Origin of the sequence: Brenneria izadpanahii (genome assembly GCF_017569925.1) — a bacterium.
GTDB lineage: Bacteria > Pseudomonadota > Gammaproteobacteria > Enterobacterales > Enterobacteriaceae > Brenneria > Brenneria izadpanahii.
This window is the reverse complement of record NZ_CP050854.1, coordinates 88,396-101,884: the sequence shown is the minus strand read 5'-3', so window position 1 is coordinate 101,884 and position 13,489 is coordinate 88,396. Positions and strand designations below refer to the sequence as shown.

Genomic DNA, 13,489 nt, shown 5'->3' with positions numbered 1-13,489 from the left:
AACATTCATTTATTCCATTTATGAGAGTTGAATCACAATTTATTTTTGATTCGAGGTCGATTCGGGCGAACGGAACGTCATCGCCCTACCGGTTGGCGGAACCGTTCAGAGATTTCATCGCATTCATCAGATCCTGCTGCTGGCTCGCCAGCCTTGACACCATGCTGTTGTATTGCGCAACCTGCTGCTGCGTCGGGAACTGTACCGAACTACCGTTAAAAACCGCCTGACTGCCCTGCGCTTCAAGGTAATCGCCCACCTGTATCAGAGCTTGTATAAACGAAATGGCGCTGGGAATGATGGGCAGCAGTACATTGGTCGGCTGCATAACGACTTGTGCATACAGCCGCCCGTAAACCACCTGCAATTCCTCCGGCTGCTTGCGCGTACGCAGGGCGTTGTCCGCCTGCGCCTTCGCCCCTTGAATCTGCTGCCCCAGTTGGTTCATCGCCCCGATGGATTGGCGTAAATTGTCGCGCTGCAACAGATAATCCTGCGGTACGCGAATCTGGGAAACCTGTTCGAGCATCGGCGTCAGGCTTACCGCCACCGCTTGATTCAACTGTTGAGAAAATGTGGTTAAAATCGCGTAATCGTCAACAAAAGGCCCGAATTTCGTTTTTTGCTCTTCGCTCAGCGCTGGCAGTTTCCCATCCTGCTGCAAATGGACCGTTTGCAGAAAATCAATAAACGCTTTGCGTTGGTCGGCTTCAGAATCGCCGCATGCGGTAAGCTGCAACGCCATAAAAAACATCAGTACCGGCAATAGCCAGCGTGAGCGATATTCCATCAATCCTTTCATTCCATCCCCCTGTTGTACAGGCTTGTTGATCGTTGAAGTTTTCACATAGAGAACACGCCGCAAGCGTATTTCAGATAACCGTAAGCATAGTTGAATCAATCAGTTCATGCCGCAGAGGGAAAAGCGGCGAAGGCCGCGCGGTTGCGATCTGCTGGTATCAGCACTGCAAACCGCTTTTGAGCAGCAGGATAGATAAATACTAAAACGTCCGCGAGCGGAAAACCGCTCCCGGACGTTGTCGGTTAGCGCGAACGGGGATTAATTTCCGTAGTAGGAAACGGTATACAGCTCCTTCATGTCTTCCACTTTCGGGCTGCCGGGGTTAGTCAGCGTACAAGGATCGTCCAGCGCGTTCTGGCTCATACGATCGAGAACTTTCATAAACTTCTCTTCGCAAAAATCCACTTCATCGCACTCGCGGAACGTATCGGGAATGTTTAACCGATGGTTCAGATCCCGAATGGCTTCGGCCAGGTTGATGATGCCGAAACGTTTTTCTATCTGTTGATATTTATTGGTCCAGTGACGATTAAACTGGATCACGTAAGGCAGCATTATGGCGTTGGCCAGACCGTGCGTAACGCCGAACTCGCCGCCAATCTTGTGCGCCAGCGAATGGATGATGCCCAGCGAGGCGTTGGTAAACGCAATGCCCGCCAGCGCAGAAGCGTTGTGCATGTGATAACGCGCCTGCATGTTATCCGGTGAAAGGTAGGCCGTTTCCAGATTCTCAAATACCAGCCGAATGGCCTCCAGCGCATAGGGGTCGGTAAACGAGGTGGCGGCGGTGGACACGTAGGCTTCCAGCGCGTGGGTCAGCACGTCCATGCCCGAATGCGCCGTAATGTGCGGCGGACAGGTTGCCGGAATGGCCGGATCGAGGATAGCGATGTCCGGCACCATATCAGAAGCAACGATGGGATATTTAATATGGCTTTCCGTATCGGTAATCACGGAAAATGCGGTGATTTCCGAAGCCGAACCGCTGGTGGAGGGGATCGCCACAAATTTGGCTTTGTTGCGCAGCGGCGGCATGGAGCCGACGGGCAGGATATCTTCCAGCGTAAGATGCGGATGCTCATAGAAGCACCACATGACTTTCGCCGCGTCGATGGCGGATCCGCCGCCAATCGCCACGATCCAGTCCGGCTGAAATTCAAGCATCGCTTTAGCGCCGCGCTGTACCGTCGCTACGGAGGGGTTGGGCTCGACATTATCAATCAGCAGGCACTCCATGCCCGCCTGATTGAGCAGTTTTTCGGCCTGGGCCAGAAAGCCGTGCCGCTTCATCGAGCTGCCGCCGGTGACAATCGCCGCCCGGCTTCCCCTTAAGGTGGCAAGCCGCTCCATCGCATTTTCACCGTAGGTGATATCACGCGGGATAGAAAAGTTAATCGCACTCATAATGAACTCCTGTAATTAATAATAAGCTATGTAAATAGTTTTACAGCAGACAGAGAGTCATGGCGCTATCGGTTCAAAATACCCCGGTCATACTCGTCATACTTCAAGTTGCATACGCGTTGGCTTTGTCACTTGGCCCATCCATAAGTCTTACCCTTTCGGGAGCGTTCAAATCCGTTCCTGGCAGATTTGCCGCCGCCTTCCTGCAACTCGAATTATTTCGAGTGCATTATTTCATTATTTTTCTTTGTCCTACCTGACCAACAACAGGACTATTCCTCTGTCTGGTAATCAAGAGATTAAATATATCCTTCATCTTTCAATTGCAGGCGCCGCGGTTTTCCTGAATTACCCGGCCGCCCCCTTATTGATTACGATTTTAAATCCACCAGATATAACTAAAACAAATAAAATCATGGTGTTATTTATTTTACTTATACTTCTTAACTTATCAGGCGAAACTGAGATTTATTTCCATTATAGGCTTGGGATTACAGGATAATTGTGATCTTTATTCTATTTCACAAAAAATGAAATATAATAAAAACAACATCATATATATGGTTATAATTAACGTTAACAGCATGCCTAATATAGGTAAAAAAATAATTGTCACTATGTTGAGTAGATGAAATATTAATTAATGGCTTGCGTTAATGGAATGATGTTTAATTTATATTTATGTGTTAATGAATTAATATAAAAATCAGCGCCAGGCTAATTAAGCCATAAATAATTTAAATTTTCAGGCGTTGGAAATGCGCCGGTATTAACCCCCGTTATCGCATGGCATTGGAGCAATCGGGCCGTTAAGAACAGGCAAAACCGTCAGGAGCGCGCGCTCCCCCTCCGGCATGAAGAGGAAGCGCGGGAACATTACTGCAACAGCGAAATATCCGCCACTTTCAGGAACAGATTACGCAGCTCATTGAGCAACGTCAGGCGGTTAACGCGCACGGCCGCGTCATCGGCCATTACCATAACCTGATCGAAGAAGGCGTCAACCGGCTCGCGCAGTGCGGCCAGCTCCACCAACGCATCCTGATAATTGCCCTCGGCAAATAACGGCGCCAGCTTGTCGCGCAGCACCACCAGATGCGTCGCCAACGTAATTTCCGCGGGATCTTTCAGCAAGGCCGCATCGACGTTCTCTTTCAGCGTATCGCTGGATTTCGCCAGAATATTGGAAACGCGTTTATTGGCGGCGGCCAGTGCGGCGGAAGCCTCCAGCGTACGGAAGTGGCTCACCGCTTTCACCCGGGCGTCGAAATCCGCCGGACGCGTCGGACGACGCGCCAGCACCGCCTGAATGGTATCCACGCTGTGGCCTTCTTCCTGATACCAGGCGCGGAAGCGGCCGAGCATAAACTCAATCACATCATCCACCACCTTGGCGTTGGTCAGCTTGTCGCCATACAGGCGCACCGCTTCTTCCGTCAGGGTCTGCAGATCCAGCGGCAAACGTTTCTCGACGATGATGCGCAAAACCCCTAACGCCGCACGGCGCAGCGCAAACGGGTCTTTATCGCCTTTCGGATGTTGGCCGATGCCGAAAATCCCCGCCAGCGAATCCATTTTATCGGCAATCGCCAGCGCGCAGGCCACCGCGGAAGAAGGCAGGTCGTCACCGGCGAAACGCGGCTGATACTGCTCGTTCAACGCGACGGCGACATCTTCCGCTTCACCGTCATGACGCGCATAGTGCATCCCCATCACGCCCTGCGTATCGGTGAATTCAAACACCATGTTGGTCATCAGATCGCACTTGGACAGCAGCCCCGCGCGGGTGGCGTGGTTCACGTCAGCGCCGATCTGCTCGGCCACCCAGCCCGCCAGCGCCTGGATACGGTCGGTTTTATCGCGCAGCGAACCCAACTGCTGCTGGAACAGCACGGTTTCCAAACGCGGCAGATGGTCTTCCAGCCGTTTTTTACGGTCGGTATTGAAGAAGAACTCCGCATCAGCCAAACGCGGGCGCACAACTTTTTCGTTACCGGAAATAATCTGCTGCGGATCGCTGGATTCGATGTTGGCGACAAAAATAAAGTTCGGTAGCAGCTTGCCGCCGTTGTCGTACACCGGGAAGTATTTCTGGTCGCCCTTCATGGTATACACCAGCGCTTCTGCCGGCACCGCGAGGAATTTTTCTTCAAACTTCGCCGTCAGCACCACCGGCCACTCCACCAGCGAAGCCACTTCTTCCAACAGGCTGTCATTCAGATCGGCATTACCGCCGATCTTGCGGGCGGCGGACTCGGCGTCCTGCTTGATTTTCGCTTTACGCGCCTCGTAATCCGCCATCACTTTGCCGCGCTCCAGCAGAATTTGCGGATATTGATCGGCGTTATCGATGGTGAATTCCGCTTCGCCCATAAAGCGGTGACCGCGGATGGTGCGGGCGGAATCAATGCCCAGCACGGCGCCAGAGATCAGCTCATCGCCCAGCAGCAGGGTAACGGTATGTACCGGACGCACGAACTGGGTGTCTTTATCGCCCCAGCGCATCAGTTTCGGGATCGGCAGTTTGGCCAGCGCATTGTTAACCATACCGGTCAGCAACGCCTGCGCCCGCTCGCCTTTAACCTGCGCGCGGTACAACAGCCATTCGCCTTTATCGGTTTTCAGACGTTCAGCCTGATCGATCGTAATGCCGCAGCCGCGCGCCCAGCCTTCCGCCGCTTTGGTCGGCTGGCCTGCGGCGTCAAACGCCTGCGCTACCGCCGGGCCGCGTTTTTCTATTTCCCGATCCGGCTGAGCGGCGCTTAAATTCGCCACTTTCAGCGCCAGACGACGCGGCGCGGCGAACCATTTCACGTCGCCGTGCGTCAGGCCGGCGGCGTCCAGCTCCGCGGTAAAGTTGGCGGCAAAAGATTCCGCCAGATTACGGAGAGCCTTCGGCGGCAGCTCTTCCGTGCCGATTTCCACCAGAAAAGTCTTATCTGTCATGGCTGCCTCTTAGCTCTCTTTCTTATTGCATATGTTCTTGGTACACAAGGGGAAACCCAGCGCCTCGCGGGAGGCGTAGTAGGCCTCTGCTACCGCTTTGGTCAGAGTGCGAATGCGCAGGATGTAACGCTGACGTTCGGTAACGGAAATGGCTTTACGCGCATCCAGCAGGTTAAAGCTGTGCGCCGCTTTCAAAATACGTTCGTAGGCAGGCAATGGCAGCGGTTTTTCCAGCGCCAGCAGATGCTGGGCTTCTTTTTCATACTGTTCGAAGCAGGTAAACAGGAAGTCGACGTCGGCGTGTTCGAAATTGTAGGTCGATTGTTCTACTTCGTTTTGATGGAACACGTCGCCATAGGTGGTTTTGCCCAACGGGCCGTCGCTCCAGACTAGATCGTAAACGCTGTCCACGCCCTGAATATACATCGCCAGACGTTCCAGACCGTAAGTCACCTCGCCGGTAACCGGCTTGCACTCCAGACCGCCGACCTGCTGGAAATAGGTAAACTGCGTGACTTCCATACCGTTCAGCCACACTTCCCAGCCCAGCCCCCAGGCGCCCAGCGTCGGGTTTTCCCAGTTATCTTCCACGAAACGGATATCGTGAACCGTCGGGTCCAGCCCCAGCGCTTTCAAAGAGCCGAGGTACAGTTCCTGAATATTATCGGGGGATGGCTTAATAACGACCTGGAACTGATAGTAGTGTTGCAGGCGGTTGGGATTTTCGCCGTAGCGGCCGTCGGTAGGACGGCGGGACGGTTGAACATAGGCCGTCGCCATTGGTTCCGGGCCAAGCGCCCGCAGGCAGGTCATCGGATGTGAGGTGCCTGCGCCGACTTCCATGTCCAATGGTTGAACGATGGTGCAGCCCTGGCGCGCCCAATAATCCTGTAATGTCAGGATCAGACCCTGAAAGGTCTTGGTATCAAACTTTTGCATTTGGATTCGCACGCGATACAAGTGGATTGACAAGAAAGGCGTCAGTATACCCTCTGAGTGCGAGATATACAGCCAGAATGCGGCAACAAGTTCATATCGGCGGTGATTTGCGGCATTACACGGCGACAACGGACACTCAGCCAATCCATTCCAACCCGTTCCCAAAAAGACAATGACGCACCCAATCACAAACATCACCATCCACGCCGACGCTGCGCCAGTGATGCACTATTAAGCGGTTCGACTTACTCGCATCGCTGGCGATATTTACCGTAGACAGCAATGCATAGAGAGAATGCCCTGGTCGCCAGTCACAAACCTCATGCATCAATCAGCAGAAGATTATGTTTCACGGTATCGACTGATATTGGTCCAGAATTTCATCAGTACCATCCTACCCATTCGCCTAAAAAGGCGATGCCACAGCCAATCATAGACATCACCATCCAGGCCACATGGATATAGTAATAAATCCGGATCCAGCCGGTCAGTTCCCTCGGCTGGGACGCCACAAAGGCGTAAGCCTCCGGCGGCAGCGGCTGCTTCGGCGCGATATTGACCGGTTTGCCGTCCAGTAGGCGTTTAAAAAAGACGGCAAGAAAAAAGCTCCCCCAGTGACCTAAAAATGACATCAGATTGTTCTGCGCGCTTAACGGCAAACCTTCCTGCCGATATAGCGAGATCAGTTGCTCATATTTTTTACGGTGCAGGCCGAAATACACCATGCTGAACGCCAATACCAAAGGGCCCAGCATAAACATTACTACGCCAACCATCATGATTACTGGGCCCATACTTTTTCTTCACTCAGTTAAAAATCAAATGCGAGATGTAACCGCCCAGCTTTTCGCCACCCTTTTCTCCCGCAGTCCGCCGACCATTGCGTCTCTGCCAGAGAATGTCGCCCACGCCGACGTCGCGCCAGTGATGCATATCAAGCGGCTCGGCTTACTCGCATCGCTGGCGATATTTACCGTAGACAGCAATATAGAGGGAATGCCCTGGTCACCAGTCACAAACCTCATGCATCAATCAGCAGATGATTATGTCTCACAGTATCGACTGATATTGGTCCAGAATTTCATCAGTACCATCCTACCCATTTGCCTAAATAGGCGATGCCACACCCAACCCAAAACATCAAGAAACAAGCCGCATGGATATAGTAATAAACTCGGATCCAGCCGGTCAGTTCCCTGGGCTGGGACGCCACAAAGGCGTAAGCCTCCGGCGGCAGCGGCTGCTTCGGCGCGATATTGACCGGTTTGCCGTCCAGTACGCGTTTAAAAAAGAGGGTAAGGAAAAGACTGCCCCAGTAACCAAAAAACGACATCAGATTGTTCTGCGCGCTTAACGGCAACCCCTCCTGCCGGTACAGCGAGATCAGTTGCTCGTACTTTTTACGGTGCAGGCCGAAATACACCATGCTGAATACCCACACTAAAGGAGACAAAGCCCCCATTCCTGCACCTACATACAGAATCGTTAATTTCATAACAGGTGGCCTTTAATTAATCAAAATTCGGTTAAGCAGTTCACCTGTGAACTCGCCCCCCAATTCGCCGACATAGCCCCCAACGGCTCCTCCAATTGTCCCCCCCACTAGAGCACAAGCCAGTCCGCCAGCTCCCGCAGTTGGCGCCGTAATAATCCCCAGAGCCACGCAGACGGCGCCGCCCGCCGTTGCCCCCATCGAGCCGCCATAAATCCCCATTGACGCCCCACCGACAAAAGCCGTATAGCCTTTTATCGCCACCGCCGGGCATTCGCTTTCCCGCCCTACCGTACAGGCATGATAGACATCGTTGGTGGCGCTGAGTCCGGCCACCCCCAACCCTATCCAGCCCCCGGTTTTCATGTATTTTACCGCTCGCGCCGAGGCCTCCAGATACGCGGCGTACCCCGGAATGGCGCCCACGCCGACGTTGCTCCAGTGATGCACTATCGAGCGGCTCGATAGCCCCAGCGCGTGGCGCAGATTTTCATACGGACGAAGTTTCAACGCCCGGTAGGCTATGCGTTTCGCCAGCGGTTGCTGTAACAGGCTATTAAGTTCGCCGAAAAGCCGACGCCGCTCAGCATAGAACTGCTGCCCAACCAGCGTTCCCTGGGTGCGAAACTGATTTTGATAGGTGCTCTCTATCTTACGCAGCAACTGGTCGATACGCTGGGAATACTGTTTACCGGCATCGCTGCCAAAACTTATCCCTTTCTCCGTTCCAATCAGTACCGCGGCCAGCGTATCGTAATGCTGTTGCAGAAAACCGCCCTGCTCCGGCGAGACAAACGCCATCGACTGATTCACCTGCCGCTTGGCCTGACGCAGCTGATTCAGTGGGTAAGTTTGACGAGGATTATCGGGATCGGCCACCAGCAGAATTTGTCCCGGCTTTAACCAGGGCGTATCCGCATTAAGCTGCATAAAGTAACGAGCGGCGGGCGTATTCCTGCCGCGAAACAGCAGGCCGGCTTGAGTGGATAACGTGCCGGGGGTATCAACCACGCAATATCCCGGCTCCAGATAGTGTTGCGAACGACCAACCATATACTCACTCCCTGTTAGTACACGACATACGACTGTGCGCATTTTTAGAGCGAGCGGCTAAATTGTCAACGATAAACAGTAGCTTTTGCGATGCAGCGTGGTGTTCAAGAATGTTCTTAAATTGAACCAGTTACGTTTGTTTTAACCAGAAAACGACGGCGTTTGCCACGCGATCCAAACCGCGGGCAATGACGCAAACAGATACCGCCGCCGGCAGGTTTATCGGCTACCTGCCGGCAATGGTTCAGATAACAAATCGGATTGGATAAACACCATCACGAAAAAAGTTTTAGCCGCTAAACACCGTCTGCAGCATCTTCAGGCTCAACAGCAGCAATAGCCCGGCGAAGACTTTTTTCAGCGTGGCGACCGGCAGACGGTGCGCCAAACGCGCGCCGACCGGCGCGGTGAAATAGCTTACCGCCGAAATCAGGACCACCGCCGGCAGGGAAACATAGCCGATGCTGTAGTCGGGCAGTCCTGCCGCCGACCAGCCGTTTATCATGTATCCCAACGCGCCCGCCAGCGCGATAGGCAGGCCGACCGCCGCCGAGGTGCCGATCGCCTGCTGAATGCGCACGTTACACCACGTCAGGAAAGGAACGGTTAATGAGCCGCCGCCGATCGCCACCAGCGCGGAGATGCCGCCGATGCATAGCCCGGCCAGCGAAATCCCCGCGGTGCCGGGCAGTTGACGCTGTGGTTTAGGCTTTATATTCAACACCATTTGCAGCGCGACATAGGCCATAAAACAGGAGAAGAAGATCGCCAGCGCCCGCGTCGGCATCAACGTCGCCAGCCAGGTGGCGGCGAAGGTGCCGATCAGAATGGCGGGCGTGATCCGCCAGACCACCGGCCACAGCACCGCCTGATGCTGATGATGAGTGCGCAAACTGGAAATGGCCGTAATCACGATGGCCGCCATCGACGTTCCCAGCGCCATATGCACCAGGTGAACATTCTGCACGCCCTGGGCGGCAAACAACGCCGTCAAAATCGGCACCATAATGCCGCCGCCGCCAATCCCCAGTAACCCCGCCATAAAACCAACGACTGCGCCTAAAGCCAGGTAGGCTAAAATCCACTCGACTGCCATTTTCCATACCCCAATTTGTCATTTGTTATCGTTTTTGTGAAACCGCGTCATTGTCGGCCGCGCTCGGCCTGCATTATGGATATCGGCGAATGCGGCGCCCAAAGCTGGTTGCATACACAGCAATTTAAATGCCATGATGACGCGATGTTCAGCGGCATCAATATCAATATCAATAACCTCACTGAATAACAATCCGTATCCAGAGCTTAAGATAGGATAAAGCGATGAAACGATGTGGTTGGGTCACCCAGGATGCGTTATATCAAGACTATCACGATAACGAATGGGGAAGACCCTGCACCGATAGCCAAAAGCTGTTTGAGCTGCTGTGTCTTGAAGGTCAACAGGCCGGGCTTTCCTGGATTACCGTATTAAAGAAACGCGAAAACTACCGCCGCTGTTTTCATCAATTCGATCCGCGCCGTATCGCCCGGATGACCCAGGATGACGTAGACGCACTGATGCAGGATAGCGGCATCATTCGCCACCGTGGGAAAATCGAAGCCATTATTGCCAACGCCCGCGCCTGGCTGGAGATGGAGAGCCGGGGCGAAAGTTTCTCTCATTTCATCTGGTCATTCGTTGACCATCAGCCGAAACTTAATCGTCCTCTGGCGCTTTCCAACGTACCGGCCAAAACCGAGATTTCAGACGCCATGTCAAAGGCGTTGAAAAAGCGCGGTTTTAAATTTATCGGTTCCACTATCTGTTACGCCTTCATGCAAGCCGGCGGGTTGGTGAACGACCACGTTATCGACTGTTTTTGCCAGCAAGAACCCGCGCCATGATCCGCGAATATCAGGCGCAGGATCTGGAGCCGCTGATGTCGCTCTGGCTGGAAAGCACCACGCTGGCCCACCCCTTTATTCATGCCGGCTATTGGCGGGAAAGCGCCGCGCTGGTGCGCGATGTTTACCTTCCGCAATCGCAAACCTGGGTGTATGAAGAACAAGGGCGGCTCGCCGGTTTTATCAGCGTACTGGAAAAGCGCTTTGTCGGCGCGTTATTCGTACAACAGCGCGACTATGGTCAAGGCATAGGCTCCGCCTTAATCAGGCACGTTCAACAGCAATTTTTGTTACTTAACCTGGAAGTGTATCAACAGAATGCGCGAGCCTGCGGATTTTACCGCAAGCAGGGCTTTGTCGTCGTGGACGAGAGCTTCAATCAGGAAACTCAGGCGACATTGTTGATTATGCAGTGGGCTAATCCTTTTATCGATAATATTATCCAACATTATTTCTTTTCACCGCTAAATTAAATAAACCCTCACAATTACCTTAAATAACATCCGTAACATTCTATTCTTGGTGTTACGCTATGAACTAATGCGTTAGCCTTAATTGCTCAATTACGATTTAATCATTGCATAAAACTATTTCATTTAAAAAATCAACTAATAATAACGACATTGCCAAATGGATAGTCCCTTTTGAAAAAGAAACTACCCAGACTTGTTAAGGATGTACCATGCCATCAAATAAGCAAAACCGTATTAATGGAGCGTTATATGGTCAGATGTTGGGAGATGCAATGGGAATGCCGTCGGAATTGTGGCCACGTACACGAATTAAAAATCATTTTGGCTGGATTGATCGTTTCCTGCCCGGTCCATCGGAAAATGTTGCCGCCCGTTATTTTCAAGCAGCGCAATATACCGACGACACCTCTATGGCTATTGCGCTGGCGGACGCGCTGATCGAATGTGAAGGTCAGATCGAACCGACGGTGATAGGAAGAAATATTCTAAAGTGGGCGTTAGCTTTCGGCGCCTTTGAGAAAAATATCCTCGGCCCGACATCAAAAGCCGCCTTGAGCGCGCTACAGCAGGGCGTTGATATCCGCAAGTTGGAAAACAATGGCGTGACTAACGGCGCCGCGATGCGGATCTCTCCGTTGGGCTGTCTGCTGCCCCCTTGCTCTTTAAGCGATTTCATCTGCAACGTGGAGCAGGCATCCAGCGTAACGCATAAATCCGATATCGCCGTCGCCGGCGCAACCGTGATCGCTTGGGCCATCTCCAAAGCGATTGACGGCTTTTCCACCTGGAAAGGAATCATTGATGAACTGCCCGCCGTCGCTCAGGCGGCGCAAAATAAGCGGATTACCACCTATAGCGCCTCCATGGCTTGCCGTATCGAACTGGCATTGGAGACGGTAAAACGCGCCAATGGCACAACGTGCGCGATGTCGCGTATCTATGATTTGATTGGCACCGGTACGGAAATGATCGAATCCGTCCCGGCGGCGATCGCCATGGTCGAGCTGGCGCAAACCGATCCCAACCGCTGCGCCATCCTGTGCGCCAATCTGGGCGGGGATACCGATACCATCGGCGCGATGGCGACGGCCATCTGCGGAGCGATAAACGGCGCGACCAGCATTGCGCCCCACTTCAGACAGCAGTTGGATGACGTCAACAAGCTTGATATTGAGCGCTATGGCCGTGAACTTCTGCGATTGCGCGCTCTACGGGAACCTATTCGCCGAACGCCCGCCACCTGATGTTTAATTATACTTTTCCTGCTAACTTTATTATTTCATCATGCATACTATATCGTGTGGCCGTCGGCACTCCGCCGGCCACACGATGATTCCATCAGCTGTGGATGCTTTAATCTCCCTAATTTGCCGGAGTTTACGATGAAACCTAGCGTTATTCTGTATAAAAAGATCCCCAACGATTTACGTGCCCGTTTAGATCAACACTTCACCGTCACCGAACTAGACGATTTACCCCCGGAGGATCATCCGGCGCTGGCTCAGGCTGAGGGCATCATAGGCGCAGGCGGTAAGGTGGATAAAGCCTTTCTGCAGCGCTGCCCGCGCCTGCGGGCGGCCTCCACCATTTCCGTCGGGTATGATAATTTCGATGTTCCGGCGCTGAATGAAAAAGGCGTGATTCTTATGCACACGCCCACGGTATTAACGGAAACGGTGGCGGATACCGTGCTGGCTTTGATGCTGGCAAGCGCCCGCCGGGTGGTGGAAGTTGCGGAAAGAGTCAAGGCCGGCGAGTGGAAAGAGGGGATCGGCAGCGACTGGTTTGGTACGGACGTCCATCACAAAACCATCGGTATTCTCGGTATGGGACGCATCGGTCTGGCCGTCGCGCAGCGCGCGCATTTGGGGTTCAGCATGCCGGTGCTGTACAACGCGCGCCGTCATCATTCGGAAGCTGAAACGCGCTTTAGCGCCCGCTATTGCGATCTGGATAGCCTGCTGGCCGAAGCCGATTTCCTGTGCATCACCCTGCCGCTGACGCCCGAAACGAAGAACCTGATTGGCCGTGAGCAGTTGGCGAAGATGAAGCCCGGCGCGATCCTGATTAATATCGGCCGCGGCGCCGTGGTAGACGAAAACGCGCTGATCGACGCGCTGACCGATGGAACCCTCCACGCCGCCGGTCTGGACGTGTTCGCCAAAGAACCGCTGTCCGTTGACTCCCCGCTGTTACGCCTGCCAAACGTGGTGGCGTTGCCCCATATCGGTTCGGCCACCCACGAAACCCGCTACGCGATGGCGGCCTGCGCCGTCGACAACCTGATTGCCGCCTTAAACGGCCAGGTAAAGGAAAACTGCGTTAACCCGCAGGCGCTATAAAGTTCAGCGCCGGGCCGGCAAGGTTGCAAGGCGGCCTTGCAATTGACGATCGATCAAGATACCCCGGCCGGCCACGGGGATGAGGCGTCCCGGAGGGAACCTCATCCCCGCGCGCTGCGAAAATCGGCCGTGGCCGGCTGCCTGAAGGCGGCGA

General features: G+C 53.6%; 12 protein-coding genes. 4 read left to right on the top strand and 8 right to left on the bottom strand.

Features of this window, described 5'->3' with window-relative positions:
* Nucleotides 1–85: 85 nt before the first annotated feature.
* The 8 genes from HC231_RS00425 to HC231_RS00390 all read right to left on the bottom strand — a co-directional run bounded on the left by HC231_RS00425 (nt 86) and on the right by HC231_RS00390 (nt 9,732).
* Complete coding sequence (locus HC231_RS00425; RefSeq protein ID WP_208229237.1) at nt 86–802, bottom strand: DUF3053 domain-containing protein; 717 nt, start codon at nt 800–802, stop codon at nt 86–88.
* A gap of 258 nt (nt 803–1,060) precedes the next feature.
* Nucleotides 1,061–2,206 carry an iron-containing alcohol dehydrogenase gene (locus tag HC231_RS00420; protein ID WP_208229236.1) on the bottom strand — a complete coding sequence of 382 codons (1,146 nt, stop codon included), beginning with the start codon at nt 2,204–2,206 and terminating at the stop codon, nt 1,061–1,063.
* Nucleotides 2,207–3,082: 876 nt separating this feature from the next.
* Nucleotides 3,083–5,152 (bottom strand): glycine--tRNA ligase subunit beta, encoded by a 2,070-nt coding sequence (gene glyS, locus HC231_RS00415; RefSeq protein ID WP_208229235.1) that lies wholly within the window; start codon nt 5,150–5,152, stop codon nt 3,083–3,085.
* A gap of 9 nt (nt 5,153–5,161) precedes the next feature.
* Complete coding sequence (gene glyQ, locus HC231_RS00410; RefSeq protein WP_208229234.1) at nt 5,162–6,091, bottom strand: glycine--tRNA ligase subunit alpha; 930 nt, start codon at nt 6,089–6,091, stop codon at nt 5,162–5,164.
* A 383-nt stretch (nt 6,092–6,474) separates the two neighbouring features.
* Entirely contained in the window at nt 6,475–6,885 is a 411-nt protein-coding gene (locus HC231_RS00405) for a hypothetical protein (RefSeq protein ID WP_208229233.1), read from the bottom strand.
* Between the two features lie 290 nt (nt 6,886–7,175).
* The gene (locus HC231_RS00400) at nt 7,176–7,586 is read right to left on the bottom strand and encodes a hypothetical protein (RefSeq protein WP_208229232.1); all 411 of its coding nucleotides are present in this window, start codon (nt 7,584–7,586) and stop codon (nt 7,176–7,178) included.
* 12 nt (nt 7,587–7,598) lie between these two features.
* Nucleotides 7,599–8,636, bottom strand: a complete 1,038-nt coding sequence (locus HC231_RS00395) for a hypothetical protein (protein ID WP_208229231.1) — start codon at nt 8,634–8,636, stop codon at nt 7,599–7,601.
* A gap of 289 nt (nt 8,637–8,925) precedes the next feature.
* Nucleotides 8,926–9,732 (bottom strand): sulfite exporter TauE/SafE family protein, encoded by an 807-nt coding sequence (locus HC231_RS00390; RefSeq protein ID WP_208229230.1) that lies wholly within the window; start codon nt 9,730–9,732, stop codon nt 8,926–8,928.
* A 224-nt stretch (nt 9,733–9,956) separates the two neighbouring features.
* On the opposite strand from HC231_RS00390, the gene HC231_RS00385 reads away from it, so the two are divergent.
* From HC231_RS00385 to ghrB, 4 genes are all read left to right on the top strand, one after another.
* The gene (locus HC231_RS00385) at nt 9,957–10,520 is read left to right on the top strand and encodes a DNA-3-methyladenine glycosylase I (RefSeq protein WP_208229229.1); all 564 of its coding nucleotides are present in this window, start codon (nt 9,957–9,959) and stop codon (nt 10,518–10,520) included.
* On the top strand, nt 10,517–10,993 hold the full coding sequence (locus HC231_RS00380) for an N-acetyltransferase (protein ID WP_208229228.1): 477 nt from the start codon (nt 10,517–10,519) through the stop codon (nt 10,991–10,993). The genes HC231_RS00385 and HC231_RS00380 overlap by 4 nt, the downstream gene beginning before the upstream one ends.
* Before the next feature lie 209 nt (nt 10,994–11,202).
* Complete coding sequence (locus HC231_RS00375) at nt 11,203–12,237, top strand: ADP-ribosylglycohydrolase family protein (RefSeq protein WP_208229227.1); 1,035 nt, start codon at nt 11,203–11,205, stop codon at nt 12,235–12,237.
* Nucleotides 12,238–12,375: 138 nt separating this feature from the next.
* Nucleotides 12,376–13,335, top strand: a complete 960-nt coding sequence (gene ghrB, locus HC231_RS00370) for a glyoxylate/hydroxypyruvate reductase GhrB (protein ID WP_208229226.1) — start codon at nt 12,376–12,378, stop codon at nt 13,333–13,335.
* Nucleotides 13,336–13,489: the final 154 nt, after the last annotated feature.